Origin of the sequence: Henriciella sp., assembly GCF_029937755.1 — a bacterium.
Taxonomy (GTDB): domain Bacteria; phylum Pseudomonadota; class Alphaproteobacteria; order Caulobacterales; family Hyphomonadaceae; genus Henriciella.
In genome coordinates this window covers 1-22,889 of the sequence record NZ_JAPYPG010000010.1, presented here as the reverse complement: position 1 = coordinate 22,889, position 22,889 = coordinate 1, and the positions used below count along the sequence as shown (strand labels likewise).

At 61.3% G+C, this 22,889-nt stretch carries 37 protein-coding genes; 8 read left to right on the top strand and 29 right to left on the bottom strand.

Going from position 1 to position 22,889, the window contains the following annotated elements; translation table 11 throughout:
* Window positions 1-17 precede the first annotated feature (17 nt).
* The 4 genes from Q1K29_RS16575 to rnhA all read left to right on the top strand — a co-directional run bounded on the left by Q1K29_RS16575 (window position 18) and on the right by rnhA (window position 3,645).
* Window positions 18-1,502 carry an MFS transporter gene (locus Q1K29_RS16575; RefSeq protein ID WP_300396279.1) on the top strand — a complete coding sequence of 495 codons (1,485 nt, stop codon included), beginning with the start codon at window positions 18-20 and terminating at the stop codon, window positions 1,500-1,502.
* A gap of 9 nt (window positions 1,503-1,511) precedes the next feature.
* On the top strand, window positions 1,512-2,477 hold the full coding sequence (gene thrB / locus Q1K29_RS16570) for a homoserine kinase (protein ID WP_300396277.1): 966 nt from the start codon (window positions 1,512-1,514) through the stop codon (window positions 2,475-2,477).
* A 92-nt stretch (window positions 2,478-2,569) separates the two neighbouring features.
* On the top strand, window positions 2,570-3,154 hold the full coding sequence (locus tag Q1K29_RS16565) for a hypothetical protein (protein WP_300396276.1): 585 nt from the start codon (window positions 2,570-2,572) through the stop codon (window positions 3,152-3,154).
* A 44-nt stretch (window positions 3,155-3,198) separates the two neighbouring features.
* Window positions 3,199-3,645 carry a ribonuclease HI gene (gene rnhA, locus Q1K29_RS16560; protein WP_300396274.1) on the top strand — a complete coding sequence of 149 codons (447 nt, stop codon included), beginning with the start codon at window positions 3,199-3,201 and terminating at the stop codon, window positions 3,643-3,645.
* A 3-nt stretch (window positions 3,646-3,648) separates the two neighbouring features.
* Here rnhA and Q1K29_RS16555 read toward each other — a convergent pair whose 3' ends face one another.
* Both Q1K29_RS16555 and Q1K29_RS16550 read right to left on the bottom strand, forming a co-directional pair.
* The gene (locus Q1K29_RS16555; protein WP_300396272.1) at window positions 3,649-4,086 is read right to left on the bottom strand and encodes a hypothetical protein; all 438 of its coding nucleotides are present in this window, start codon (window positions 4,084-4,086) and stop codon (window positions 3,649-3,651) included.
* A 42-nt stretch (window positions 4,087-4,128) separates the two neighbouring features.
* The gene (locus Q1K29_RS16550; RefSeq protein WP_300396270.1) at window positions 4,129-5,127 is read right to left on the bottom strand and encodes a nitronate monooxygenase family protein; all 999 of its coding nucleotides are present in this window, start codon (window positions 5,125-5,127) and stop codon (window positions 4,129-4,131) included.
* A 137-nt stretch (window positions 5,128-5,264) separates the two neighbouring features.
* Between Q1K29_RS16550 and Q1K29_RS16545 the strand changes: the two genes are divergently transcribed.
* The 3 genes from Q1K29_RS16545 to Q1K29_RS16535 all read left to right on the top strand — a co-directional run bounded on the left by Q1K29_RS16545 (window position 5,265) and on the right by Q1K29_RS16535 (window position 8,046).
* Window positions 5,265-5,993, top strand: coding sequence for an alpha/beta hydrolase (locus tag Q1K29_RS16545; protein ID WP_300396268.1), 729 nt, complete (start codon window positions 5,265-5,267; stop codon window positions 5,991-5,993).
* A 45-nt stretch (window positions 5,994-6,038) separates the two neighbouring features.
* Complete coding sequence (locus Q1K29_RS16540; protein ID WP_300396266.1) at window positions 6,039-6,767, top strand: alpha/beta hydrolase; 729 nt, start codon at window positions 6,039-6,041, stop codon at window positions 6,765-6,767.
* A gap of 70 nt (window positions 6,768-6,837) precedes the next feature.
* On the top strand, window positions 6,838-8,046 hold the full coding sequence (locus Q1K29_RS16535; RefSeq protein ID WP_300396264.1) for an acyl-CoA dehydrogenase family protein: 1,209 nt from the start codon (window positions 6,838-6,840) through the stop codon (window positions 8,044-8,046).
* A gap of 59 nt (window positions 8,047-8,105) precedes the next feature.
* On the opposite strand, the gene rplQ is transcribed toward Q1K29_RS16535, so the two are convergent.
* The 27 genes from rplQ to rpsJ form a co-directional block, all read right to left on the bottom strand.
* Complete coding sequence (gene rplQ, locus Q1K29_RS16530; RefSeq protein ID WP_300396262.1) at window positions 8,106-8,528, bottom strand: 50S ribosomal protein L17; 423 nt, start codon at window positions 8,526-8,528, stop codon at window positions 8,106-8,108.
* 36 nt (window positions 8,529-8,564) lie between these two features.
* Window positions 8,565-9,584 (bottom strand): DNA-directed RNA polymerase subunit alpha, encoded by a 1,020-nt coding sequence (locus tag Q1K29_RS16525; RefSeq protein WP_350208836.1) that lies wholly within the window; start codon window positions 9,582-9,584, stop codon window positions 8,565-8,567.
* Between the two features lie 60 nt (window positions 9,585-9,644).
* Window positions 9,645-10,034, bottom strand: a complete 390-nt coding sequence (rpsK, locus tag Q1K29_RS16520) for a 30S ribosomal protein S11 (protein ID WP_300396258.1) — start codon at window positions 10,032-10,034, stop codon at window positions 9,645-9,647.
* Between the two features lie 12 nt (window positions 10,035-10,046).
* Window positions 10,047-10,415 (bottom strand): 30S ribosomal protein S13, encoded by a 369-nt coding sequence (gene rpsM, locus Q1K29_RS16515; protein ID WP_300396257.1) that lies wholly within the window; start codon window positions 10,413-10,415, stop codon window positions 10,047-10,049.
* Between the two features lie 139 nt (window positions 10,416-10,554).
* Window positions 10,555-11,124: an adenylate kinase gene (locus Q1K29_RS16510; protein WP_300396255.1), complete on the bottom strand. Its 570-nt coding sequence runs from the start codon at window positions 11,122-11,124 to the stop codon at window positions 10,555-10,557.
* Window positions 11,121-12,482: a preprotein translocase subunit SecY gene (gene secY, locus Q1K29_RS16505; protein ID WP_350208756.1), complete on the bottom strand. Its 1,362-nt coding sequence runs from the start codon at window positions 12,480-12,482 to the stop codon at window positions 11,121-11,123. Before secY ends, Q1K29_RS16510 begins: the two co-directional genes overlap by 4 nt.
* Window positions 12,483-12,568: 86 nt before the next feature.
* Entirely contained in the window at window positions 12,569-13,048 is a 480-nt protein-coding gene (gene rplO / locus Q1K29_RS16500; protein WP_300396253.1) for a 50S ribosomal protein L15, read from the bottom strand.
* A 44-nt stretch (window positions 13,049-13,092) separates the two neighbouring features.
* Window positions 13,093-13,287: a 50S ribosomal protein L30 gene (rpmD, locus tag Q1K29_RS16495; protein ID WP_300396443.1), complete on the bottom strand. Its 195-nt coding sequence runs from the start codon at window positions 13,285-13,287 to the stop codon at window positions 13,093-13,095.
* A gap of 20 nt (window positions 13,288-13,307) precedes the next feature.
* Window positions 13,308-13,898, bottom strand: a complete 591-nt coding sequence (gene rpsE, locus Q1K29_RS16490) for a 30S ribosomal protein S5 (protein WP_300396251.1) — start codon at window positions 13,896-13,898, stop codon at window positions 13,308-13,310.
* Between the two features lie 9 nt (window positions 13,899-13,907).
* The gene (gene rplR / locus Q1K29_RS16485) at window positions 13,908-14,270 is read right to left on the bottom strand and encodes a 50S ribosomal protein L18 (protein ID WP_300396249.1); all 363 of its coding nucleotides are present in this window, start codon (window positions 14,268-14,270) and stop codon (window positions 13,908-13,910) included.
* A 5-nt stretch (window positions 14,271-14,275) separates the two neighbouring features.
* On the bottom strand, window positions 14,276-14,887 hold the full coding sequence (gene rplF / locus Q1K29_RS16480) for a 50S ribosomal protein L6 (RefSeq protein WP_300396247.1): 612 nt from the start codon (window positions 14,885-14,887) through the stop codon (window positions 14,276-14,278).
* Window positions 14,888-14,904: 17 nt separating this feature from the next.
* A complete protein-coding gene (rpsH, locus tag Q1K29_RS16475) occupies window positions 14,905-15,300 on the bottom strand; it encodes a 30S ribosomal protein S8 (RefSeq protein WP_300396245.1) in 396 nt (131 codons plus the stop codon).
* A 15-nt stretch (window positions 15,301-15,315) separates the two neighbouring features.
* Window positions 15,316-15,621 carry a 30S ribosomal protein S14 gene (rpsN, locus tag Q1K29_RS16470; RefSeq protein ID WP_300396243.1) on the bottom strand — a complete coding sequence of 102 codons (306 nt, stop codon included), beginning with the start codon at window positions 15,619-15,621 and terminating at the stop codon, window positions 15,316-15,318.
* Between the two features lie 19 nt (window positions 15,622-15,640).
* Window positions 15,641-16,195 (bottom strand): 50S ribosomal protein L5, encoded by a 555-nt coding sequence (rplE, locus tag Q1K29_RS16465; protein ID WP_300396241.1) that lies wholly within the window; start codon window positions 16,193-16,195, stop codon window positions 15,641-15,643.
* Window positions 16,188-16,505 carry a 50S ribosomal protein L24 gene (gene rplX / locus Q1K29_RS16460; protein WP_300396240.1) on the bottom strand — a complete coding sequence of 106 codons (318 nt, stop codon included), beginning with the start codon at window positions 16,503-16,505 and terminating at the stop codon, window positions 16,188-16,190. The genes rplE and rplX overlap by 8 nt, the downstream gene beginning before the upstream one ends.
* Before the next feature lie 2 nt (window positions 16,506-16,507).
* Complete coding sequence (gene rplN / locus Q1K29_RS16455) at window positions 16,508-16,876, bottom strand: 50S ribosomal protein L14 (RefSeq protein ID WP_300396238.1); 369 nt, start codon at window positions 16,874-16,876, stop codon at window positions 16,508-16,510.
* Window positions 16,873-17,118 carry a 30S ribosomal protein S17 gene (rpsQ, locus tag Q1K29_RS16450; RefSeq protein WP_300396236.1) on the bottom strand — a complete coding sequence of 82 codons (246 nt, stop codon included), beginning with the start codon at window positions 17,116-17,118 and terminating at the stop codon, window positions 16,873-16,875. The genes rplN and rpsQ overlap by 4 nt, the downstream gene beginning before the upstream one ends.
* A 10-nt stretch (window positions 17,119-17,128) precedes the next feature.
* Window positions 17,129-17,332, bottom strand: a complete 204-nt coding sequence (gene rpmC, locus Q1K29_RS16445; protein ID WP_300396234.1) for a 50S ribosomal protein L29 — start codon at window positions 17,330-17,332, stop codon at window positions 17,129-17,131.
* A gap of 2 nt (window positions 17,333-17,334) precedes the next feature.
* Entirely contained in the window at window positions 17,335-17,751 is a 417-nt protein-coding gene (gene rplP, locus Q1K29_RS16440; RefSeq protein WP_300396232.1) for a 50S ribosomal protein L16, read from the bottom strand.
* A gap of 3 nt (window positions 17,752-17,754) precedes the next feature.
* The gene (gene rpsC / locus Q1K29_RS16435) at window positions 17,755-18,489 is read right to left on the bottom strand and encodes a 30S ribosomal protein S3 (protein ID WP_300396230.1); all 735 of its coding nucleotides are present in this window, start codon (window positions 18,487-18,489) and stop codon (window positions 17,755-17,757) included.
* Complete coding sequence (rplV, locus tag Q1K29_RS16430; protein WP_300396228.1) at window positions 18,489-18,878, bottom strand: 50S ribosomal protein L22; 390 nt, start codon at window positions 18,876-18,878, stop codon at window positions 18,489-18,491. The genes rpsC and rplV overlap by 1 nt, the downstream gene beginning before the upstream one ends.
* Before the next feature lie 3 nt (window positions 18,879-18,881).
* A complete protein-coding gene (gene rpsS / locus Q1K29_RS16425) occupies window positions 18,882-19,160 on the bottom strand; it encodes a 30S ribosomal protein S19 (RefSeq protein ID WP_300396226.1) in 279 nt (92 codons plus the stop codon).
* A gap of 13 nt (window positions 19,161-19,173) precedes the next feature.
* Window positions 19,174-20,004 carry a 50S ribosomal protein L2 gene (gene rplB, locus Q1K29_RS16420; protein WP_300396224.1) on the bottom strand — a complete coding sequence of 277 codons (831 nt, stop codon included), beginning with the start codon at window positions 20,002-20,004 and terminating at the stop codon, window positions 19,174-19,176.
* A 9-nt stretch (window positions 20,005-20,013) separates the two neighbouring features.
* Window positions 20,014-20,313 (bottom strand): 50S ribosomal protein L23, encoded by a 300-nt coding sequence (locus Q1K29_RS16415; RefSeq protein WP_300396222.1) that lies wholly within the window; start codon window positions 20,311-20,313, stop codon window positions 20,014-20,016.
* Between the two features lie 3 nt (window positions 20,314-20,316).
* Window positions 20,317-20,955, bottom strand: a complete 639-nt coding sequence (gene rplD, locus Q1K29_RS16410; RefSeq protein ID WP_300396220.1) for a 50S ribosomal protein L4 — start codon at window positions 20,953-20,955, stop codon at window positions 20,317-20,319.
* The gene (rplC, locus tag Q1K29_RS16405; RefSeq protein ID WP_300396218.1) at window positions 20,955-21,752 is read right to left on the bottom strand and encodes a 50S ribosomal protein L3; all 798 of its coding nucleotides are present in this window, start codon (window positions 21,750-21,752) and stop codon (window positions 20,955-20,957) included. Before rplC ends, rplD begins: the two co-directional genes overlap by 1 nt.
* 1 nt (window position 21,753) lies before the next feature.
* The gene (rpsJ, locus tag Q1K29_RS16400; protein WP_119376172.1) at window positions 21,754-22,074 is read right to left on the bottom strand and encodes a 30S ribosomal protein S10; all 321 of its coding nucleotides are present in this window, start codon (window positions 22,072-22,074) and stop codon (window positions 21,754-21,756) included.
* Window positions 22,075-22,310: 236 nt separating this feature from the next.
* Here rpsJ and Q1K29_RS16395 point away from each other — a divergent pair, with 236 nt between their 5' ends.
* Complete coding sequence (locus tag Q1K29_RS16395) at window positions 22,311-22,730, top strand: cytidine deaminase (RefSeq protein WP_366524227.1); 420 nt, start codon at window positions 22,311-22,313, stop codon at window positions 22,728-22,730.
* Window positions 22,731-22,889 lie beyond the last annotated feature (159 nt).

Below are 22,889 nucleotides of genomic sequence, written 5' to 3'. Positions count from 1 at the left end.
GGTAAAGGGAGGCCACAATGGCGACAGTCGATTCGACTGCCGGAAGTATTACTGAGCCAAATGAAGGCTATGGCACCAAAGGCTATCGCGGCTTCGTGCTTGGCGCGCTCCTTCTGGTCTACATCTTCAATTTCATCGACCGCTCGATCATCAACATCCTGACCGAGCCGATCAAGGAAAGCTTCCAGGTCGAGGACTGGCAGATGGGCCTGTTGGGCGGTCCGGCTTTCGCCATTCTCTACACAATGCTCGGCATCCCGATTGCCCGGATGGCGGAGCGCTTCCACCGCGTCTGGATCATTGCCATCTCGGTCTTCGTATGGAGCCTCATGACGGCGCTTTGCGGTGTCGCGGTATCCTTTATGGTCCTGTTCCTGTTCAGGGTCGGTGTCAGTGTCGGTGAAGCCGGTTGCACGCCCCCCGCTCAGTCCCTCCTTGCAGACTATTTCAAACCCTCGAGCCGTGCGACGGCGGTCTCCATCTATGCCCTTGGCGTGCCTCTGGGCGGCATGTTTGCCGCTATTTTCGCAGGCTTCATCGTCGGCAATCTGGACGGACCATCGCTGGCAGCCATGTTTGAAGCCTGGGGCTGGACCTGGGCGCTGGGCCTTGCCGACTGGCAGAATGTGGAAGGGTGGCGTGTGGCCTTCATTCTCGTCGGCTTTCCCGGCGTGATCCTCGCCATCGTCGTGAGAATGACGATCAAGGAACCGCCACGGGGCTACAGCGATCCGCCAGAACTGCAACATCTTGAACGCTCCAGCATGGGTGAGGTCTTCAAGGTCCTCTCCAAGAAACCGACCTTCTGGCACATCGTTGCCGGCGCGACAATTGCCTCCTTTGTCGGTTATGGCGTTGCCCAGTTCACGACATCCTTCCTGGTCAGGACACATGGTCTGGACCTCCAGACGGCTGCGGTCCTGTTCGGTGTGATCATTGGCCTGATGGCGGCGCTCGGCGTCTTCTCCTCAGGCTATCTCGCAGACCGGCTGGCGCATCGCCATCCGAAGGCCCTGTCGTGGATGCCCGCGCTGGGCATGATCGTTTCCGTCCCGCTCTATGCCCTCGGGTTTCTTGCGCCGACGGTCTGGCTCGCCCTGCCGCCACTCATGGCCGCTGCAACGCTGCACTATTTCTATCTCGGCCCGATGTACGCGATCGTCGGCGGCGTGGTGGACAGCCGCATGAGGGCAACCTCGGTGGCGATCACGCTCTTCATCGTGAACCTGCTCGGCTACGGGCTCGGTCCGCCGCTCATCGGCATCCTGTCGACCTTCCTGAAAGGCATGTTCCTGGCCGGAAACGATCTCAACCTGTCCCTTGAAACCTGCAAGGTGACAACGGAGCTGTCGACCGCAGCGGTCGCAGCCTGCAACAGCGCAAACAGCGAAGGCCTGCGCTGGTCCATCATTGCCTTCTGTTCGCTCTATGCGTGGGCGGCGCTGCACTATCTCCTGGCCGGCAAAACCTTGCTGCGTGACATGATCGGCCGTGGCGAATAAAGCCGTCACATGGCGGTCTATACGAGTGTCAGCGACGACAAGCTTGCGGCCTTCCTGAGCGATTATTCGCTCGGGAAGGCACGCGCCTTCAAGGGTATTGCCGAAGGCGTCGAAAACTCGAACTACTATCTCGAGACCGAGACGGGCCGGTATATCCTGACCCTGTTCGAGCGCCGGGCCGATCCGAAGGACCTGCCCTATTTCATGGCGGTGAAGCAGCATCTGGCCGAGAAGGCCTTCCCCTGCCCGGCCCCTATTGCCGACAGGGAAGGTAACGTCCTGCGTGAGCTGGAAGGCCGCCCCGCCGTCATCGTCTCCTTTCTCGACGGGCTGTCGCCTGCCCGGCCCAATCCCGCGCAATGCCGCTCGATGGGTGAGAACCTCGCTTTGATGCATGCCGCGCTGGGGGATTTCGAGCAGACCCGCCCCAACGCGCTGGGGCCGGCCAGCTGGCCAAAGCTGTGGCATGGGCGGGAGGAGACCGCGGAAGGGCTGCAACCGGGGCTCGCCGCACTCGTCACTGAAGACCTCGCGGAAATCGGCCGGGCCAAACCTCACAGCCTCGACCTGCCGCGCGGCACCATCCATGCCGATCTCTTCCCCGACAACGCCTTCTTCATCGGCGATGACTTCTCCGGCGCCATCGATTTCTACTTCGCCTGCACCGACGCGCTCGCCTATGACCTCGCCGTCTGCCTCAATGCCTGGGCCTTCGAGGAAGGCAGCGAGTTCAACTATTCGAAGGGCGCTGCCCTCATTGCGGGCTATGAGTCCGTTCGCGCGCTTGAGCCGGCCGAGCGCGAATTCCTGCCGCTGCTGTGCCGGGGCGCGGCGCTGCGCTTCTTCCTGACACGGCTGGTCGACTGGACCGACACGCCTGCCGACGCGCTGGTGAAGCCGAAGAACCCGCTCGACTATTCCGCGCGCCTCGCCTTCCACCGCAAGGCGGTGTCAGCGGCGAGCTACGGCGCCTGATTCTTGCCCGCTCAGGGCCTTCCATGCGCCCGATTGAAGCGTTTCCATTTCTCCTGACAGGTGGCATTCTGCCTCGCGGTGGAGGGACAAGAATGGTCGACTTCGGACCGAACGGCACGGTGTATTATGCGGGGACGAACCCCGTCCGCGACTATGCAGCCGGTGACGAGAAGCCCAGGATAAAGCGCGTGGCGCTGGCCTGCTTCCTGTGCGGAATCTGCGCCTGTATATGCGTGGCCCTGATCGCGGCCATGCTGGCCTTTGTATTTTCCACGCTGACATCCCTGGCCGGCGCCCAGCCAGCCCAGTTCGCCGAGCGTGGCGGCTTCATGATGGGCGCCTTTGTGGCGGTGATGATGGCAGCGTTCAACTGGTACCTGTTCTTCATCGTCATCCCCGTCACATGGCTTGTCCTGGCGCTGTCCATCGGGCGGTTTCCCAAGCGCGGGATCACCCGGACTGCCCCCTATTACCGTTGGGGCGCGATCTGGGGCGCGCTTCTGGTCGGCGGAACGACCGGCTTCTTTGGAGCGTCGATGCAGCAGGATGGCTTCTTCGGAGCGCTCCTGACCGGCGGCCTGATCGGGGCGCTGGCAGGCCTCGTCTGCGCATCGCTCTTCCTCGCCATCGTGCGTCCGAAGCAGCAGATCAGCGATCTTGCCACAGATGTCTTCTGACACCCGTCTTGACGGACCGGGCGAAGCGAGCGAACCGGTCTGTCATGTCGAAGTTGATTGAAATCTGGACGGATGGCGCCTGCAGCGGCAATCCCGGTCCCGGTGGCTGGGGCGCGGTGATGCGGGCCGGCGACCACTGCAAGGAACTATATGGTGGCGAAGCCGCGACCACGAACAACCGCATGGAACTGATGGCCGCGATCGAGGCGCTGAAAGCCCTCAAGAAGCCGTCGAAAGTCCGCCTGCACACCGATTCCACTTATGTGAAGGACGGACTGACCAAGTGGATCCATGGCTGGAAGCGCAATGGCTGGAAAACCGCGTCGAAAAAGCCGGTCAAGAACAAGGATTTGTGGCAAGCGCTTGAGGAGGCTTGCGCACGCCATGACGTCGACTGGCGCTGGGTGAAAGGCCATGACGGCGACGAAGGCAACGAACGCGCCGACGAGCTGGCCCGGCTCGGCGCCGTCGAAGCGCGTGTCAGGGACTAGCGCCTAGCTCGCCGGGCACTGCCCGTCATTATCCCGGAGATCGTTGCGGATCCCGTCCACGAACCTGCCGGCAGTCTCGAAGGCGCTCCCGCTAATATCGATGGACTCATTCGTATTCCGGCCCTCAGCCACTTCTTCCAGAAGCTCTGCGGCAGCCTCGAGTCCGATATTCCGCTCGGTACGAAGTTCAGCAATCGTGCTGACGACCTTCATGATCGCATCGCGGTCTTCCTCGGTCTGCGACTCAAGCGTCGTCGCGAAGCACGCGCAGTAGTCATCCACCGTCGCATCGAACTCTGCGAGGTCGGCCTCGATCTCCGGGTCGCCTGACAGCATCTGTCCGCAGGTGTCCTGAGCGGACATGCCGCCAGTCTCACCGGGTGTACAAGCACTGCCAAGCAAGGCGGCGCCCAGCGTAAAACCAATCAATCCATTACGCATAAGCGCCCTCCAGCCAAGTTTCAGAGATGTATGCCGTGCCGCCTATTCGGCCGCAACCGCTTCCCGCGTGCCGAGGAAGCCGCGCAGGCGGGTCTCGATGATCTCGTGTGCCTCGTTCATGATCCGGTCGATCAGCTCCTGGCAGGTCGGGATGTCATGGATGAGACCCGCTACCATGCCGCAGGACCAGGCGCCCGCATCCATTTCGCCCTCGACCATGATCTTCGGATAGACGCCAGCGACTTCCTCGATGATGTCCTCGAACTTGATGTCCGAGCCGAGCTTCTTTTCCTTCTCGAGAAGGCGCTCGACGCCGGCATTGTTGAGCACGCGCTCGGTATTGCGCAGCGGACGCATCACGAGACGCGTGTCGAGTTCGGTCGCCGCCACAATGGCGTCTTTGACGTTCTGGTGCACCGGCGCTTCCTTCGTTGCGATGAAACGCGTGCCCATGTTCATGCCGGCGGCCCCCATGGCGAGTGACGCCACGAGGCTGCGGCCATCGGCCTGGCCGCCTGAGGAGACGAACGGAATTTCCAGCTCGTCGGCCGCGCGCGGCAGGAGGATCATGTTCGGCACATCATCCTCGCCCGGGTGGCCACCACATTCGAACCCGTCGACGCTGACGGCGTCACATCCGATGGATTGCGCCTTCAGGGCGTGACGGACTGCGGTGCACTTGTGGATAACCTTGATGCCGGCATCCTTGAGATGGGGCAGGACCGCTTGCGGATTATTGCCGGCTGTCTCGACCACCTTCACGCCACCGTCGATGACGGCCTTCACGATGCCCGGATAGTCAGGCGGCGTGGTGGACGGCAGGAAAGTGATGTTCACGCCGAACGGCTTGTCCGTCATGTCCTTGCAGCGCGCGATCTCATTGGCGAGATCTTCAGGCGTCTTCTGGGTCAGCGCGGTGATGATGCCGAGGCCGCCGGCATTGGAGACCGCCGCCGCCATTTCCGCGAAGCCGACATAGTGCATCCCGCCCTGAACAATCGGGTGCTCGATTCCGAACATCTCGGTGATGGCTGTCTTCATGAACCTGTCCTCCACTGGGGTTTTGCGACACCATGCCAACAGAGCCCCGATCAGGGCAAGCTTGCCGGAACGGAAGCTGGCCTGATTGAGCGCAGAAGCGTGATGGCATATGGTCGCGCACCGGGAGGAGCAACATCATGAAAATCTTCGTGCACGGCGTGCCGGACACGCCGGCCATGTGGGAGCCGCTGCTTGGCGAGCTTGGCAAGGATGCCGGCGAAACCCTCTGCCCCGCCCTGCCCGGCTTCTCCGTTCCGGTCCCCGATGGCTTCGACTGCACCAAGGAGGCTTATGCTGACTGGCTGGTCGGTATTATCGAAACCGAACACGCCAGGCACGGCGAGGTCGACCTTGTCGGGCATGACTGGGGCGCGCTCCTGGTCGTCCGCGCGGCATGCTTGAGACCGGACCTTGTGCGCAGCTGGGCCGTGTCGAACGCCCTGCCGGAGCAAGACTACAAGTGGCATCGCACCGCCCGGATATTCCAGACACCCCTTCTTGGCGAACTGTTCATGGCGCTCACAAGCCGCAAGCGCCTGACCGAAGCTTTCGTGCAATCGGGTGTGCCGAGGGAGATCGGTGAAATTGAAGCCCAGCACTGGGACAGGTCGATGAAATCCTCGATCCTGAAGCTCTACCGTTCGGCGAAACATGTCGCGTCCGAGTGGGCGAAGGACCTCGACCGGCTGCCCGACAGGGGCATGGTCTTCTGGGGCGATGACGACCCGTTCGTGCCGGTCGAGACGGCCGAGCGGTTTTGCCAGCATACCGGCGTACCCCTCCACCGTTGCGGGAACACAGGGCACTGGTCCGTCGTTGAGAGAGCAGGCAAGTTCGCCGACTTGCTTCGGAGCCACTGGGCTTGAAGCGGGCCCAGCTCTGCAACGCGCGCCGCACGTGAGGGCGGATTGGTGAAACTTTTTGTTCACGGCATACCCGACACACCGATCGTGTGGTCACCGCTCGTGGAGGCCCTCGGCCTCTCAGAAACCGCCATGTGTCCGGCCTTGCCTGGACTCGCAACGCCAGCGCCAATGGATTTCGCCGGCACGCCTGACGCCTATGTGGACTGGTTGATCGCAGAAATGGAGGCCGCCTTCGAGCGTGACGGTCCCATCGACCTCGTTGGCCATGATTGGGGTGGCCTGTTCGTGGTACGCGCCGCCTGCCTCAGACCTGACCTTATCCGTAGCTGGACCGCCGCTAACGCCGTACCCGACCCGAACGACCCGTGGCCGCTCATCGCACACCTCTGGGCAACCCCTCTGCTCGGTGAGTTCCTGATGGCGATTTCGCCCCCGAGCGACCTCGAGAAGGCGCTTGTCCGCCAGCGCATGTCGGAAGGCCTGGCTGCCCATGAAGCCGTTCACTGGAAGCGGGAAAGCCGGCGGGCCATCCTGAAGCTTTACCGCTCCGGCATGAAAGTCGGCGCAAGCTGGGACAGCGACATCGACAAGGTGCACCCGCGCGGCCTCGTCATCTGGGGCGGCAGCGACCCCTACACCTCCGACGAGACGGCAGAGACGTTCTGCAAGCGCACCGGCGCGACACTGGAGCTCCTCGGAAATTGCGGACATTGGTCGATCGTTGAATGCACCGACGACGTTACGGGAGCCCTGAAGGCCCATTGGTCAGGGTGACCCGCGGGCATGGGTTGAAGCCTCTACGGCTCGCTCCATCATGGCATCAAGCTTAGCCGTGGAGCCATCGATGCAACTGACCTTCAGCCCTGCCGAGGAAGCCTTTCGCGACGAGGTCCGGAGCTTTCTGGACGACGCGCTGACGCAGGATCTGAAGCGCTACGCCGCGCGCATGACAAGCGTCTATGCCGAGAAACCCATCGCGCTCGAATGGCAGGCCATCCTGCTGGAGAAGGGCTGGGCGGCGCCCTCATGGCCGGTGGAACATGGCGGGTGCGACTGGTCGGTCGCGCAGCATTACATCTTTGATCTCGAAATGGCCAAGGCGGGCGCGCCGCCGCTCTCGCCCATGGGCATCGGCATGTGTGGGCCGGCCCTGATCGGACATGGCTCCGAAGCGCAGAAGGCACATTACCTGCCCCGCATCCTGTCGGGCGAGGATTTCTGGTGCCAGGGCTATTCAGAGCCGCACGCCGGGTCCGACCTCGCCGCGCTGACCATGTCGGCCGAAGACGATGGCGACGCCTTCATCTGCAACGGCTCGAAGATCTGGACGACTCATGCCCATGAGGCGAACATGATGTTCTGCCTGGTGCGCACCGACGCCTCCGGCAAGCCCCAGCAGGGCATCACCTTCCTCCTGATCGACATGACGGCACCCGGTGTCACCGTTGACCCGATCATCATGCTGTCGGGCGAGCATATCCAGAATGCCGTCTTCTTCGACGATGTGCGTGTGTCCAAGGCGAACGTGATCGGAGATGTCGACAAAGGCTGGACGGTTGCCAAATACCTGCTCGAATTCGAGCGCGGCGGCTCGTCCTACGGCCCGCGCCTGCTGCAGCGGCTTGGCGCGCTGCGCCGCACTGCGGCCGAGCTCGGCCGGCTGGATGCAGACCTGAACATGGCGATTGCGGCCACAGAGATGGAAGCCGAAGCGCTGGAAGCCGCCGAGCTGATGATGATGTCGGAGCTGTCGAGCGGCGGCACACCCGGCCTCAAGGCGTCGATGATGAAGATCAAAGGCACCGAACTCAGCCAGCGCGTCACCGAAATCGCGCTCGACCTGGCCGGCTTGCACGTCCAGCCCTTCCAGCCGGAACATACAAGCCCGGGCGGGCCTGTCGTCACGCGCCACTCCTCCAATCAGGGGCTGGTCGGCCCCGACAGCCTTGTCACCGTCGCGCCGAAATATCTCAACGACCGCGCCGGCTCCATATACGCCGGCTCCAACGAGATTCAGCGTAACATCCTGTCAAAGGGACAGCTCGGGCTTTAGACATAAAAAAAGCCCCGCCAGTTCTGACGGGGCTTTTCCAAATTCGTCTGGCGGAAGACCTATTCTTCCATCGCCTCGAGTTCGGCCTCGTGGCGGGCACGGTCCTTGGCACCTTTGGCGTCTTCGTCGCGGTCGACCAGCTCGATCACGGCCACGGCAGCATTGTCGCCATGGCGATAGCCGGCTTTCAGGACGCGGGTATAACCGCCATTACGGTCCTTGTAGCGCTCACCGAACACTTCAAAGAGCTTCTGGACCGCTTCCTTGTTGCGGACCTGCGCGATAGCACGGCGGCGGGACGGAAGATCGCCCTTCTTTGCCAGCGTCACCAGCTTGTCCATGATCGGCTTGAGCTCCTTCGCCTTGGGAAGGGTCGTCACGATCTGCTCATGCTCGATCAGCGAAGCGGCCATATTCGCGAACATCGCCTTGCGGTGCGACGAGGTGCGGTTCAGCTTGCGATGTGCAATTCCGTGGGCCATTTACTTGGTCTCCTGCGCGCCCTCCCGGGCGGACTTTTAGAGGTGGTCGTCGTATTTCTTGGCAAGTGCCTCGATGTCTTCCGGCGGCCAGTCCGGCACTTCCATGCCGAGGTGCAGCCCCATGCCAGCGAGCACTTCCTTGATCTCGTTCAGCGACTTGCGGCCGAAGTTCGGGGTGCGGAGCATTTCCGCTTCCGACTTCTGGATCAGGTCGCCGATATAAACGATGTTGTCGTTCTTCAGGCAGTTTGCCGAGCGGACAGACAGTTCGAGCTCGTCCACCTTCTTGAGAAGGACCGGGTTGAAGCCGAGATCGGTCTCTTCGCTGGAAGAGGAGGTCTCGGTTTCCGGCTCGTCGAAGGTGATGAAGAGCTGCAGCTGGTCCTGGAGGATACGCGCGGCATATGCCACGGAATCTTCCGGCGTGATCGAGCCGTCGGTTTCGACGGTCAGCGTCAGCTTGTCATAGTCCAGAACGGTGCCTTCGCGGGTGTCTTCCACGCTGTAGCCAACGCGGCGAACCGGCGAATAGATCGCATCGACCGGGATGAAGCCGATCGGGGCATCTTCCGGACGGCTCTGATCGGCCGGGACATAGCCCTTGCCGGTCGCAACCGTGAATTCCATGCGGACCGAGGCGCCATCATCGAGCGTACAGATGACGAGATCCGGGTTGAGGATCTTCACGTCGCCCGAGGTCTCGATCTGGCCGGCTTTCACTTCGCCCTTGCCGTCAGCCTTCAGGATCATGCGCTTCGGCGTATCCGAAACCATGTCGATGGCGACCTGCTTCAGGTTCAGCACGATGGTGGTCACGTCTTCGCGGACGCCCGGAATGGACGAGAATTCGTGCACCACGCCGTCGATGGAGACACCGGTAATCGCGGCGCCTTGCAGCGACGAGAGCAGCACGCGGCGAAGCGCGTTACCGAGAGTCGTACCAAAACCGCGCTCCAGCGGCTCGATGACGAGCTTGGCATGGCGGCGCGGATCACGACCTGCCTCGACCTTCGGACGGTTCGGGCGGATCAGTTCTTTCCAGTTACGGTCATTCACACTGGTCGCGGTATCGGCCATTCAAGGCCTCCTTGCTCTATATATGGATGGGGCTTGAGCCTAGACGCGGCGGCGTTTCGGCGGGCGGCATCCATTGTGTGGAATTGGGGTCGTGTCGCGGATGGACGTGATCGTCAGGCCAGCCGCCTGCAGGGCGCGAAGAGCGCTTTCACGGCCGGACCCCGGACCACGGACATTCACCTCGATGGTCTGGAGACCATGCTCCTGGGCCTTCTTGGCGGCATCTTCAGCCGCAACCTGGGCAGCATAAGGCGTCGACTTACGCGACCCCTTGAAGCCCATGGTCCCGGCGGACGACCAGGAAATTGCATTTCCCTGCGCGTCGGTGATGGTCACCATCGTATTGTTGAAGCTCGACGTCACATGCGCGACACCTGAGGAGATGTTCTTGCGGGCACGGCGGCGAACGCGGGTCGTATCACGAGCCATATCGGTCTGGTCCTACTTCTTCTTGCCGGCGATGGGTTTCGCCGGACCCTTGCGGGTACGGGCATTTGTATGGGTCCGCTGGCCACGGACCGGCAGGCGCTTGCGGTGACGCAGGCCACGATAGCAGCCAAGATCCATCAGGCGCTTGATGTTCATCGACACTTCACGGCGCAGGTCGCCCTCGACGAGAAAGTCGCCGTCGATGGTTTCGCGAATCTGGATCACCTCGGCGTCGGTAAGGTCCGAGACGCGACGGTCCCGTTCAATGCCGATCTTCTCGGTGATTTCGCGGGCCTTGGCCGGGCCAATGCCGTGAATATAACGAAGCGCGATCTCGACACGCTTGTTCGTCGGAATGTTTACGCCTGCAATACGGGCCACGGGCCTGTCTCCTAAAACTGCCGAAAACGGGCTCGGCGCGAAACGAAAACCAACGCCTCGCGCGCGCGAACCCGACCTCTTAACGAAGTGCGTCGTTATAGACGTGCAAATCGCCGCGTCAACTGGTGAAGTGCGGCTTTTATGCGGTCTGTTTCAGCGCCTGTTCGACGCCCTCCGTTACCTCTTCTATACTCGCCATTCCATCGACTTCGCGAAGGATTCCGCGCTCCGCATAGAACGGAAGAAGCGGGGCTGTATCCATATTATACTTTTCGAGCCGGGCTGCAAAAGTCGCCGGATTATCATCCTTGCGGCCCTGCTCCTCGAAGCGCTTGGTCACGCGCTCCATCAGCTGGGTCTCGTCGACAACGAGACGGATCACGCAATCCACTTTCATGCCGCGCGTTTCTAGCAGTTCATCCAGCGCTTTCGCCTGGCCGACCGTACGCGGGAACCCGTCGAAGATGAAACCCGGCGCGTCCTTGTGGGCGGCCAGCTGTTCGTCGATCAGGTCAATCACGATCTCGTCGGAGACCAGGCCGCCCTCGTCCATGATCTTGGCGACACGATTGCCAAGCTCGGATCCGGATGCGCGGGCTGCGCGAAGCATGTCACCGGTCGAAAGCTGGATATAGCCATGCTGCTCGACCAGACGCTTGGCTTGCGTCCCCTTGCCGGCGGCCGGTGGACCGAAAAGTATCAGGTTCATCGTCTACGCTTGCCTCCCAGCCGCGATTTCTTGATCAGCCCTTCATACTGATGAGCGATCAGCTGGGACTGGATCTGTGTCACTGTATCCATTGTGACGGATACAACGATAAGCAACGAAGTACCACCGATGTAGAATGGAATTTCCGGGACGTAGCGCCGCAGAACCTCCGGCAACAGACAGACAAAGACGAGATAGACGGCACCGATCGTGGTCAGCCGGGTAAGGACATAGTCCAGATAGGCCGCGGTGTTCTTGCCGGGACGAATGCCCGGAACGAAGCCACCATACTTGCGCAGATTGTCTGCTGTCTCCTCCGGATTGAACATGATGGAGGTGTAGAAGAAACAGAAGAATGCGACGAGCACGCCATAGGTGACGATGTAGGTCCAGCTGCCCGGCGAGAAGTGAAGCGCCAGCCATTGCAGGATGCCCGGATCGGTCGCGCCGCCCTGCGGATCGACGGTGCTGCCGCCGCCCAGACCAACCGCTGTCAGCGGCAGCATCAGGATTGCGATCGCGAAGATCGGCGGGATGACGCCGGACGTATTGATCTTCAGCGGCAGGAAGGAGGACTGGCCCTGCTGCATCTGGTTGCCGACCTGGCGCTTCGGATACTGGATCAGGATCCGGCGCTGGGAGCGTTCGATGAAGACAATGAACAGCAGGATGGCAATGACCAGCAGCACAATGGCGAGCACGAACACAACATTGATGCCCTGCTCCCGGCCACCGGCGAACAGGTTGAAGATCGCCTTCGGCATTTCGGCAATGATGCCGGCGAAGATGATCAGCGAGATGCCGTTACCGATGCCGCGTGCGGTGATCTGCTCACCCATCCACATCAGGAACATGGTGCCGCCGACAAAGGTCGTGACGCAGGTCAGGATGAAGAACCAGGAGGCAAGGCCCTCATGCGCGAAGTTCGACAGCCCCATGGAGATGCCGAAGCCCTGGAAGAAGGCAAAGCCCACGGTCAGGTAGCGCGTATACTGGTTGATCTGCTTGCGTCCGGCCTCGCCTTCCTTCTTGAGCTTTTCAAGTGAAGGTACCGCGCTGGTCATCATCTGCACGATGATCGACGCGGTAATGTAAGGCATGACGTTGAGCGCAAAGACACTCATCCGCTCAACAGCACCGCCTGCAAACATGTTGAGGCTGCCCAGCATCCCGCCGGACTGCTGCGCGAAATATTGTGAGAAGGCTTCGGCGTCGAGGCCCGGTACGGGAATGAACGTACCCAGACGGTAGAGAACGAGAATGAAGAGCGTGAACAGAATTCGGGCCTGAAGGTCCTTCGCCTTGGCGAAGGTGCCGAAATTCATGTTTCGCGCCATTTGTTCAGCGGCTGTGGCCAAGAGACCCTCCTCCCGGAAAAGAAATCGCCGCCAACATTGGCGGCGAAAACCTGTTTGTGAAGGTGTTTAGACGAAAAAGCCGCGGCTTACTCTGCTTTTTCAGCAGTTGCCGGACCCGTCACGGTCACCTTCCCACCCGCTTTTTCGATGGCTTCGATAGCAGCCTTGCTGGCGCCCGTCACCGTAATGTTGGCCTTCTTCGGCGCATCGCCCTTTGCAAGCAGGCGAACACCGTCTTTCGTGCGGCGGATCACACCGGACGCAACCAGCGTCTCTTCGGTGATGTCGTCGGCCTTCAGCTTGCCGGCCTCGATCGCCTTGGTCAGGCGGCCCAGGTTGACCCAGGCATGATTCTTCGAGTTCAGCGCTTTGAAGCCACGCTTCGGCAGACGCATATAGATCGGCATCTGACCGCCTTCGAACCCGTTCAGGGCAACACCCGAACGTGCCTTCTGGCCTTTGACACCACGACCGCCAGTCTTGCCCTTGCCGGAGCCGACGCCGCGGCCAACGCGGTGGCGATCATGGGTCGAGCCCGCATTGGGAGAGAGTTCGTTGAGTTTCATCGCTCTATTCCTGACTGGCGTACGAAAGGGTCGCCCCTATACGCCTACTCTTCTACGACTTCAATAAGATGAGACACCTTGGCAATCATGCCGCGCACGGCCGGGGTGTCGTTAAGCTCGCTTTCGCGGCCGATCTTGTTCAGGCCGAGACCGACCAGCGTACCACGCTGGGCCGGCTTGCGGCGGATCGGGCTGCCGGTCTGGCGCAGCTTGATCGTGTCTGATTTCTTCTTCGCCATCATCAGGTCCTTTCACTCAATCAGGCGGTTTCGGAAATGCCGGTCTCGGACGCGCCATCGGTGCGACGACCGACAATGTCCTGGACCTTCAGGCCGCGCTTGGACGCAACCGAGCGCGGGCTCGCCTGGCCTTTGAGCGCCTCGAAAGTTGCGCGAACCATGTTGTACGGGTTCGACGAACCGGTCGACTTGCCGACCACATCGTGAATGCCCAGCACTTCCATGACAGCACGCATCGGACCACCAGCAATCACACCGGTACCGGGAGGGGCTGCGCGCAGGATGACCTTGCCGGCACCCCAGCGGCCCTTGCCGTCATGGTGCAGCGTGCGGCCTTCGCGAAGCGGGACGCGAACCATGTTGCGCTTGGCGTCTTCAGTTGCCTTGCGGATCGCTTCCGGAACCTCACGGGCCTTGCCCTTGCCGAAGCCGGCACGGCCCTTCTGGTCACCAACCACGACGAGGGCAGCGAAACCGAAGTTCTTGCCGCCTTTCACCGTCTTGGCGACGCGGTTGATGCCGACTAGCTTGTCGACAATCTCGCTTTGCTCATCGTTGCGGTCGTTACGTCCGCGTCCGCGGCCGCGACCTCTGCCCTGTTCGTCTGCCATATCGGACTCCTAGAACTTCAGGCCGCCCTCACGGGCGGCGTCTGCCAGGGCTTTCACCCGGCCGTGGAACATGTAGCCGCCGCGATCGAAGACAACGTCGTCGACGCCCGCCTTCTTGGCGCGCTCGGCGATGAGTTCACCGATCTTCTGGGCAGCACCGGTGTCGCTGGTCGACTTGAGCTTGTCGCGCAGGCCTTGCTCCAGCGTCGAGGCGGAAGCGACAGTGATGCCCTTCTCGTCGTCGATGATCTGCGCCGAGATATTCTTGTGCGAGCGCGCAACCGACAGGCGCGGCTTGCCTTCGGCAACCTTGCGGAGCTTGGCACGAACGCGCTGGGCGCGGCGGAGTGTCTTTTCGCGTGTCGTCTTCATGGCGGTTACTTCTTCTTGCCTTCCTTGCGGCGGACATATTCGCCGACATAGCGCACACCCTTGCCCTTGAAGGGCTCCGGCTTGCGGAACTGGCGGATCTCGGCGGCAGCCTGTCCGACAGCCTGCTTGTCAGCACCGGAAACGGTGATTTCAGTCGGCTTCGGGGTCTCGATCTTGATGCCTTCCGGAGCCTTGAAGATCACGTCGTGCGAATAGCCGAGCGAAAGCTTCAGGTCCGAACCCTGCATCTGCGCACGATAGCCGACGCCGACGAGCTCCAGTGACTTCGAAAAGCCGTTGGTGGCACCGAGAACAACGTTCGCGGCATTGGCCCGTGCGGTGCCCCACTGGGTGCGCACCTTCGGATCCAGAGCCTCGGCGAAGGTCATCTTCTTCTTGCCCTTCTCGTCATTTGCCTTGATGCGCTCATTCGCCTCTTCGACGTAATCCTTGCGCGGCATGATCGACAGCTCGCCGTCTTCGAGCGTGGCGGTAACCATCTCGGAGACGACAAAGGCGAGTTCGCCTTTCGGGCCTTTGGCCTGGACCTTGTTTCCCTCGACGGACACGGTTGTGCCGTTCGGGACCGGAATGGGCAGTTTTCCAATACGGGACATGTCAGTTCATCCTCGTCCTAGAATACCCGGCAGAGAACTTCGCCGCCCACATTCTCATTCCGCGCCACGGCATCAGAGATGACACCCTTGGACGTGGAGAGAATGGAGATACCCAGTCCGTTACGGACCAGCGGCAGATCATTCACCGACGAGTAGACACGGCGGCCCGGCTTCGAGACCCGGCGGATCTCGGAGATGACCGGCGTACCGTCAAAATATTTAAGCTCAATCTCGACATTGCGATGGCCGTCTTTCTCGACTTCCGTGTACCCACGGATGAAGCCTTCGCTCTGCAGTACGTCGAGCACACGAATGCGCAGTTTCGACGACGGCGAGACGACTTTGGTCATGCCACGCATCTGCGCATTGCGGATACGGGTCAGGAGATCGCCAAGGGGATCCGATATATTCATCCTGGTCCTCCTTTCCTACCAGCTCGACTTTACAAGCCCCGGCACCATGCCGAGAGAGCCGAGTTCACGAAGCGCAATGCGCGACATTTTCATCTTGCGATAGTAACCACGCGGACGCCCGGTCACCTCACAGCGATTGCGAATACGGCTGGGCGCGGAATTGCGCGGCAGCTCGGCGAGTTTGAGGCGTGCCTGGAAACGCTGTTCCAGCGGCAGATCCTCATCCATCGCCATCGCTTTGAGCTTCGCCCGGCGAGCCGCATACTGTGCGACCATCCGGCGACGCTTTTCGTTCTTCTCAATTGCGCTTTTCTTAGCCATTTCGTTTCGTCCTCAAGCGCTAGTTCCTGAACGGGAAGCCGCAATGCGAAAGCAGTGCCCTGGCTTCTTCGTTCGTCTTGGCGGTGGTGCAGACAATGATGTCCATACCGCGAATGTCTTCGATGTCGTCATAGTTGATCTCCGGGAACACGATCTGCTCCTTGAGACCCATGGCGTAGTTGCCACGGCCATCGAAACTCTTGCCGTTCAGACCCCGGAAGTCCTTAACACGCGGCAGGGCCATCGTGGTCAGACGATCGAGAAACTCATACATACGGTCGCGGCGGAGCGTGACCTTGGCACCGATGATCATGCCTTCGCGCAGCTTGAAGCCGGCGATGGACTTGCGGGCCTTGGTCGGCACCGGCTTCTGGCCGGAAATCCGCTCCAGCTCTGCCAGGGCCGTCTTGATCTTCTTGGAGTCAGCGACAGCTTCGCCAACACCCATGTTGATCACGACCTTGTCGAGCTTCGGGACCTGCATGTCGTTGGAGTAGTTGAACTCCTCCTGCAGCTTGGTCCGGATCTCTTTCTTGTACTTCGCCTTGAGGCGGGGTTCATAATTCTCAGACATCGATCGACTCGCCAGAACGTTTGGCATAGCGCGTCTTGCGCCCATGCTCGTCTACCTTGAAACCGACACGGGTCGGCTTGCCGTCACGCGGATCCATGATCGCCACATTGGAGACATGGACCGGAGCTTCGAACGTCTTGATGCCGCCCGGATCCATCTGACCCGGCTTTTGATGGCGCTTCACGACGTTCACACCCTGCACGACAACACGGGAGTCAGCCGGGATAACCTTCAGGACTTCGCCTGTGGCACCCTTGTTCCGGCCGGCCGTGATGACGACGCGGTCACCTTTTTTCACCTTGGCAGCCATGGTTACAGCACCTCCGGAGCCAGTGAGACGATCTTCATGTGGTTCTTGGCGCGAAGTTCGCGCGGAACCGGGCCGAAGATCCGGGTTCCGATCGGCTCGCCGGTATTGTTCACCAGCACAGCGGCATTGGTGTCAAAACGGATGACGGAGCCATCGGGGCGGGTAATATCTTTCGCGATGCGGACCACGACTGCCCGGCGCACATCGCCCTTCTTCACGCGGCCGGTCGGAATCGCTTCCTTGATCGAGACCACGATGATGTCACCAACAGACGCATAGCGGCGGCCTGCACCACCCAGTACCTTGATGCACTGGACGCGGCGGGCGCCGGAATTGTCGGCGACGCGGAGGTTTGATTGCATCTGGATCATGCGTCAGCTCCATCGCCCGGCACAACTTCCCAGGTCTTCAGCTTGGAGCGCGGGGGGCACTCCTGAATGGTGATACGCTGCCCTTCGACGGCCGAATTGGTCTCGTCATGGGCGTGATACTTCTTCGAGCGGCGCACGATCTTCTTCAGAACAGGATGCAGGAAGGTGCGGTCGATACGGACCACAGCCGTCTTGTCCTGCTTGGTGGAAACCACGACGCCTTCCATTACGCGTTTCGGCATATCTTCTCTCCTACGCCTCGGCTTCCGTCTTGGCCTGCTCGGCAAGGAGGGTCTTCACGCGCGCGATATCGCGGCGGACTTCCTTGACGCGGGCCGTTTTCTCCAGCTGGCCGGTGGCCTGCTGGAAACGGAGGTTGAACTGTTCCTTCTTCAGCTGCTTGAGCTGGTCGCGCAGCTGGTCGGCACTCTTCGAACGCAGATCAGTGATGTTCATGACTAGATCCCCTCAATGCGCTTGACGATCTTGGTCTTGATCGGAAGCTTGGCGGCACCGAGGCGAAGCGCCTCGAGGGCCACGGCATCCGGAACACCGTCGATCTCGAAAAGGATACGGCCGGGGGCAACGCGGGCGACCCAACGGTCGACCGAACCCTTGCCCTTACCCATGCGAACCTCGATCGGCTTCGCAGACACCGGGGTGTCCGGGAAGACGCGGATCCACACTTTGCCCTGGCGCTTCATCTCGCGGGTCACGGCACGGCGGGTCGCCTCGATCTGGCGCGCGGTGACGCGCTCCGGCTCGAGAGCCTTGAGACCGTAGCTGCCGAAGGACAGCGTGTAGCCGCCCTTGGCGTTGCCCGTGATCCGGCCCTTGAAGGCCTTACGGTATTTGGTGCGTTTCGGCTGCAGCATCGGTTACGCTCCTGCGCCTTGCGGACCGGAAGCCGGGCCGCGCTGGTTGGTCGAACGGGCACGGGCCTGGCCGGAATCTTCCGCCTTGCGGTCCTGTGCCATCGGGTCGTGCTCCATGATCTCGCCTTTGTAGATCCAGACCTTCACGCCAATGATGCCGTAGGTCGTCTCTGCTTCGGCGGTGCCATAGTCGATGTCGGCGCGCAGCGTGTGCAGCGGAACGGAGCCCTCTGCATACTGCTCGGTACGCGCGATCTCGGCGCCACCAAGGCGGCCGGCAACCATCACGCGAACACCGAGTGCGCCAAGGCGCATCGAGTTCTGGATTGCACGCTTCATGGCGCGGCGGAAAGAGCCGCGGCGTTCAAGCTGGCGGGCAATGTCTTCGGCGACGAGCGTGGCGTCGATTTCCGGCTTGCGGATCTCGACCAGGTTCACGCGAACCTCGTCTTCCGTCATCTTCGAAAGCTTCTTGCGAAGCACTTCGATGTCGGCGCCCTTCTTGCCGATCACAAGGCCCGGACGGGCAGTGTGGATCGTGACAATGCACTTCTTGTGCGGACGCTCGATGACGATGCGCGAAATACCGGCCTGCTTCAGCTGGTCCTTGATCGTCTTGCGGATCTTCAGGTCCTCGTGGACAAGACGGCCGTAATCAGCCGTGTCCGCATACCAGCGGCTGTCCCAAGTCCGGTTGACACCGAGACGGAACCCAACGGGATTGATCTTCTGGCCCATTATGCGGCCTCCGCTTCAACTGAGGAGTCACGCAGCACGATGGTCAGCTGCGAGAAAGGTTTCATGATGCGCGCGGCGCGGCCACGAGCACGAGCGCGGATACGCTTCATGACCAGGTTCTTGCCGACATGCGCTTCAGCGACGACCAGGCTGTCAATGTCGAGACCATGATTGTTCTCGGCATTCGACATGGCCGAATAGAGCGTCTTGTAGACATCCTGGGCAGCGCGCTTGCGCGAGAATTTCATCTCGTCCATCGCCTTCTGAACCGGCAGACCGCGGATCTGCTGAGCCAGGAGGTTCAGCTTCTGCGGGCTGGAACGGTACATGCGCAGGACAGCGCGCGACTCGTTGGACGCCTGCTTTGGAGGATTCTTTGCCTTACCCATGGCTTACTTCCTCTTCGCTTTCTTGTCGGCGCCGTGGCCATAGTAGGTCCGCGTCGGCGCAAACTCGCCGAACTTGTGACCGACCATTTCCTCACTGATGAGGACCGGCACGAACTTGTTGCCGTTGTGAACCTGAAAGTTCAGGCCAACGAATTGCGGCATGATGGTAGACCGGCGCGACCAGGTCTTGATGACTTCGCGGCGCTCGGATGCGTGGGCTTTCTCTGCTTTCTTGAGCAGGTAGCCATCGACAAACGGGCCTTTCCAGACGGAACGTGGCATCTCTCTTCGCTCCCTAGCGCTTCGAATTACGGCGACGGATGATCAGACGATCCGAAGCCTTCGTCTTGCGGGTTTTCGGACCACGGGTCTTGCGACCCCACGGCGTCACAGGGTGACGGCCGCCGGACGATTTGCCCTCACCACCACCGTGCGGGTGGTCGACCGGGTTCATCGCGACACCGCGAACCTTCGGGCGCTTGCCAAGATAACGGGACCGGCCCGCCTTGGAGAGCACCTTGTTCATATTGTCCGGGTTCGACACGGCACCAACGGCTGCCAGGCAGCTGTCCGGAACCATGCGAAGCTCGCCGGAGGACAGTTTGATCTGGGCATAGCCCGCGTCACGGCCGACGATCTGGACATAGGTCCCGGCAGAGCGCGCCATCTGGGCACCCTTCTGCGGCTTCAGCTCGACATTATGGACAATCGTGCCGACCGGAATGTTCTTCAGCGGCAGGACGTTACCCGGCTTGATGTCTGCGGTCTTCGACGTGACGACCTTGTCACCGACTGCCAGACGCTGCGGCGCGATGATGTAGGACTGCTGGCCATCCTCATACTTGATGAGCGCGATGAAGGCCGTGCGGTTCGGATCGTATTCCAGGCGCTCGACAGTCGCAGGAACGTCCCAGCGGTTACGCTTGAAATCGATCTTGCGATACAGGCGCTTGGCGCCGCCACCGATGCCACGGACCGTTACACGGCCGCGATTGTTCCGGCCGCCGGACTTGCTCAGGCCTTCGGTCAGCGACTTGACCGGGCGCCCCTTGTGCAGCTCTGATTTGTCGACGATGACAAGCTGGCGCTGGCCGGGCGAAGTAGGATTGAAAGTCTTAAGTGCCATGATCCTCTCCTACAGTCCGGTCGTGATGTCGACGGACTGACCGTCCTTAAGGGTGACGATCGCCTTCTTGTAATCGGAGCGCTGGCCAAGCTTGCCGCGGAAGCGCTTGGTCTTGCCCTTGACCTTGATCGTATTGACCTTGGTCACGTCGACCTTGAACAGCGCTTCGACAGCTTCCTTGACGTCCGCCTTGTTGGCGGTCAGCGGAACCTCGAAAACGATCTTGTTTTCTTCCGACAGCAGCGTCGATTTCTCGGTGATCACCGGCTGCAGAAGAGAGTCGTAATGATGTGCTTTCACGTCAGCCATGGATTACTTCCCTTCCTTGGCATCGAAGCGCGCACCGATAGCCTCAAGGGCATCTTTCGTGATGACGAGCTGCTTGCGACGCAGGATGTCGTAAACGTTCAGGCCGGCAACCGGCAGGACGTCGATATTCGGAATGTTGCGGGCTGCCTTGGCGAAATTCGCGTCGACTTCCGCGCCACCGATGATCAGGGCATTCTCGACACCGAGCGCCTTGAACTTGACTGAAAGCTCTTTCGTCTTGGCTTCGTCCAGCTTCGCTTCGTTCAGGACGATGAGCGAGCCTTCCTTGACCTTGGCCGAAAGCGCATGCGCCAGCGCCAGCTTGCGGACCTTCTTGGGAAGATCGTGCGCGTGGCTGCGGACACGCGGGCCGTGGGCCACAGCACCACCGACAAAGATACCGGCATTACGGGCACCGTGACGGGCGCCGCCGGAGCCCTTCTGGCGGATATACTTCTTGGTCGTGACGGAAACTTCGTCACGGCGCTGGGTCTTGTGCGTACCGGCCTGGCGCTTGGCCAGCTGCCAGCGAACCGTGCGGTGCAGCAGGTCGGACCGGATGTCTTCCAGGCCGAAGATCGCCGGATCAACCGTCGCCTTGCCGGCAGCCTTGTTATCAAGTGTCTTGACTGCGAGTTCCATTATTCACCAGCCTCCGCATTCTCGGCGTCTGCGGCTTTCGCGTCGCCATTCTTGCCACGGAACGAGCCCTCAACCGGTGCATCGGCATGACGTGCCGTCTTCACCGCGTCGCGGACTTCGACATAAGCGCCGTCATGGCCGGGGATCGCACCCTTGACCAGGATCAGACCACGCTCGGCATCGGTGCGGACGATTTCCAGGTTCTGGACGGTCACGCGCTCGGAGCCATAATGGCCGGCCATTTTCTTGCCCTTGAAGACCTTGCCCGGATCCTGGCACTGGCCAGTGGAACCGTGGGCACGGTGGGAGATGGACACACCGTGGGTGGCCCGCAGGCCGCCGAAGTTCCAGCGCTTCATGGCGCCGGAGAAACCGTGGCCGAGGGTCACGCCAGCAACGTCAACGCGCTGCCCGGCGACAAAATGGTCAGCCAGGACTTCCGCGCCAACTTCCGGCAGCGTCTCGCCCTTGGTGCGGAACTCGACGAGCTTCCGCTTCGGCGCGACACCAGCCTTGGCGAAGGCTTCGCGCTGGGCTTTCGCGGTGCGCTTGGCTTTCGCCTCACCGGCCCCCATCACGACGGCCTTGTAGCCATCATTGCGGGTAACCTTGGTCTTCTCTTTTTTCTTGCCGCGATTGACGGTGACTTCGCGATCCTCATCGGTGCGAAGGCCGACAACCTGGCAGCCATCAAGCGAGAGGACCGTCACAGGAACGTGGCGGCCATCCTCGTTGAAGATGCGGGTCATGCCGAGTTTCTTGGCAATGACGCCTGTACGCTCTGCCGGAAGGGCCATTTTAGCGCGCTCCCTCAAGTTTGATTTCGATGCCGACGCCGGCCGAGAGGTCGAGCTTCATCAGAGCGTCGACGGTCTGCGGGGTCGGATCCACGATGTCGAGAATACGCTTGTGCGTACGGATCTCGAACTGGTCGCGGGATTTCTTGTCGATGTGCGGCGAGCGGTTGACCGTGAAACGCTCGATGCGGGTCGGCAGCGGGATCGGACCGCGAACATCAGCGCCAGTGCGCTTCGCGGTGGAAACGATCTCTTTCGCCGACATGTCGAGGGCGCGGTGGTCGAACGCTTTCAACCTGATCCGGATATTTTGTTTGTCCATCGTACGGTATCCCGTCCACATGAAATGTCGCGCCAAGGCGCACGCTTAGAAGCGCCCGGACGCAATCGGCTGAATTGTCTAGTTCGGTGGGAAGCGTTTGCCCGAGGCACAGCCGACCCTTCGAAGGGCGCGGTGTATGAGATTGTGGGGGGCTCGTCAACACTGCATGACGGATTCTTTGCAGCAACATGCAGAAAGCGCAGTTGCCCCGTATGGCGGCCCTCACAATCGGTGGTATGAAGGGTGCCGTCAGCCCCCAACAAGGCAGATTATCCTTGAGCCAGGACCTGTTCGAAGCCGCCCGCGCCGTCCGCGAAAATGCCCATGCGCCCTATTCCGGTTTCCGGGTCGGCGCCGCGGTGCGCTCGAAGTCAGGCATCCATGTCGGCTGCAATGTCGAGAACGCCTCCTTCCCGGAAGGCATCTGCGCGGAAGGCGGCGCAATTACGTCCATGGTGGCCGCCGGCGACAAGGCGATTCTCGAAGTCCTGGTCTATGCCGACGCCGACACACCCGTGGCGCCCTGCGGCGGCTGCCGTCAGAAACTCGCCGAGTTTGCCGGGCCGGATGTGAAGGTAAGCCTGGCTGGCCCGGAGGGCATCCGCGCTGTGATGACGGTTGCCGAACTTCTGCCTTCCAGCTTCTCCCTCAAATAAAAAAAGGGCCGCCCCATCTGGAGCGGCCCTTTGATGTCTTGATCCCCGCTGGCGCGATGGATCGGGCTCAGGGCTGCATCAGCCCTGAGCGTATGTCCTATTCCTTGACGCTGGAGACGACGCCGGCGCCGACGGTGCGGCCGCCTTCGCGGATGGCGA

What these genes read in the sequence shown, in the direction of transcription:
- Q1K29_RS16575 (WP_300396279.1), top strand. Translation starts at nt 18, where the DNA reads ATGGCGACAGTCGATTCGACTGCCGGAAGTATTACTGAGCCAAATGAA.
- thrB (WP_300396277.1), top strand. Translation starts at nt 1,512, where the DNA reads ATGGCGGTCTATACGAGTGTCAGCGACGACAAGCTTGCGGCCTTCCTG.
- Q1K29_RS16565 (WP_300396276.1), top strand. Translation starts at nt 2,570, where the DNA reads ATGGTCGACTTCGGACCGAACGGCACGGTGTATTATGCGGGGACGAAC.
- rnhA (WP_300396274.1), top strand. Translation starts at nt 3,199, where the DNA reads ATGTCGAAGTTGATTGAAATCTGGACGGATGGCGCCTGCAGCGGCAAT.
- Q1K29_RS16555 (WP_300396272.1), bottom strand. Translation starts at nt 4,086, where the DNA reads ATGCGTAATGGATTGATTGGTTTTACGCTGGGCGCCGCCTTGCTTGGC.
- Q1K29_RS16550 (WP_300396270.1), bottom strand. Translation starts at nt 5,127, where the DNA reads ATGAAGACAGCCATCACCGAGATGTTCGGAATCGAGCACCCGATTGTT.
- Q1K29_RS16545 (WP_300396268.1), top strand. Translation starts at nt 5,265, where the DNA reads ATGAAAATCTTCGTGCACGGCGTGCCGGACACGCCGGCCATGTGGGAG.
- Q1K29_RS16535 (WP_300396264.1), top strand. Translation starts at nt 6,838, where the DNA reads ATGCAACTGACCTTCAGCCCTGCCGAGGAAGCCTTTCGCGACGAGGTC.
- rplQ (WP_300396262.1), bottom strand. Translation starts at nt 8,528, where the DNA reads ATGGCCCACGGAATTGCACATCGCAAGCTGAACCGCACCTCGTCGCAC.
- rpsK (WP_300396258.1), bottom strand. Translation starts at nt 10,034, where the DNA reads ATGGCTCGTGATACGACCCGCGTTCGCCGCCGTGCCCGCAAGAACATC.
- Q1K29_RS16510 (WP_300396255.1), bottom strand. Translation starts at nt 11,124, where the DNA reads ATGAACCTGATACTTTTCGGTCCACCGGCCGCCGGCAAGGGGACGCAA.
- rplO (WP_300396253.1), bottom strand. Translation starts at nt 13,048, where the DNA reads ATGAAACTCAACGAACTCTCTCCCAATGCGGGCTCGACCCATGATCGC.
- rpmD (WP_300396443.1), bottom strand. Translation starts at nt 13,287, where the DNA reads ATGGCGAAGAAGAAATCAGACACGATCAAGCTGCGCCAGACCGGCAGC.
- rpsE (WP_300396251.1), bottom strand. Translation starts at nt 13,898, where the DNA reads ATGGCAGACGAACAGGGCAGAGGTCGCGGCCGCGGACGCGGACGTAAC.
- rplR (WP_300396249.1), bottom strand. Translation starts at nt 14,270, where the DNA reads ATGAAGACGACACGCGAAAAGACACTCCGCCGCGCCCAGCGCGTTCGT.
- rplF (WP_300396247.1), bottom strand. Translation starts at nt 14,887, where the DNA reads ATGTCCCGTATTGGAAAACTGCCCATTCCGGTCCCGAACGGCACAACC.
- rpsH (WP_300396245.1), bottom strand. Translation starts at nt 15,300, where the DNA reads ATGAATATATCGGATCCCCTTGGCGATCTCCTGACCCGTATCCGCAAT.
- rpsN (WP_300396243.1), bottom strand. Translation starts at nt 15,621, where the DNA reads ATGGCTAAGAAAAGCGCAATTGAGAAGAACGAAAAGCGTCGCCGGATG.
- rplE (WP_300396241.1), bottom strand. Translation starts at nt 16,195, where the DNA reads ATGTCTGAGAATTATGAACCCCGCCTCAAGGCGAAGTACAAGAAAGAG.
- rplX (WP_300396240.1), bottom strand. Translation starts at nt 16,505, where the DNA reads ATGGCTGCCAAGGTGAAAAAAGGTGACCGCGTCGTCATCACGGCCGGC.
- rplN (WP_300396238.1), bottom strand. Translation starts at nt 16,876, where the DNA reads ATGATCCAGATGCAATCAAACCTCCGCGTCGCCGACAATTCCGGCGCC.
- rpsQ (WP_300396236.1), bottom strand. Translation starts at nt 17,118, where the DNA reads ATGCCGAAACGCGTAATGGAAGGCGTCGTGGTTTCCACCAAGCAGGAC.
- rpmC (WP_300396234.1), bottom strand. Translation starts at nt 17,332, where the DNA reads ATGAACATCACTGATCTGCGTTCGAAGAGTGCCGACCAGCTGCGCGAC.
- rplP (WP_300396232.1), bottom strand. Translation starts at nt 17,751, where the DNA reads ATGCTGCAGCCGAAACGCACCAAATACCGTAAGGCCTTCAAGGGCCGG.
- rpsC (WP_300396230.1), bottom strand. Translation starts at nt 18,489, where the DNA reads ATGGGCCAGAAGATCAATCCCGTTGGGTTCCGTCTCGGTGTCAACCGG.
- rplV (WP_300396228.1), bottom strand. Translation starts at nt 18,878, where the DNA reads ATGGGTAAGGCAAAGAATCCTCCAAAGCAGGCGTCCAACGAGTCGCGC.
- rpsS (WP_300396226.1), bottom strand. Translation starts at nt 19,160, where the DNA reads ATGCCACGTTCCGTCTGGAAAGGCCCGTTTGTCGATGGCTACCTGCTC.
- rplB (WP_300396224.1), bottom strand. Translation starts at nt 20,004, where the DNA reads ATGGCACTTAAGACTTTCAATCCTACTTCGCCCGGCCAGCGCCAGCTT.
- Q1K29_RS16415 (WP_300396222.1), bottom strand. Translation starts at nt 20,313, where the DNA reads ATGGCTGACGTGAAAGCACATCATTACGACTCTCTTCTGCAGCCGGTG.
- rplD (WP_300396220.1), bottom strand. Translation starts at nt 20,955, where the DNA reads ATGGAACTCGCAGTCAAGACACTTGATAACAAGGCTGCCGGCAAGGCG.
- rplC (WP_300396218.1), bottom strand. Translation starts at nt 21,752, where the DNA reads ATGGCCCTTCCGGCAGAGCGTACAGGCGTCATTGCCAAGAAACTCGGC.
- rpsJ (WP_119376172.1), bottom strand. Translation starts at nt 22,074, where the DNA reads ATGGACAAACAAAATATCCGGATCAGGTTGAAAGCGTTCGACCACCGC.
- Q1K29_RS16395 (WP_366524227.1), top strand. Translation starts at nt 22,311, where the DNA reads ATGAAGGGTGCCGTCAGCCCCCAACAAGGCAGATTATCCTTGAGCCAG.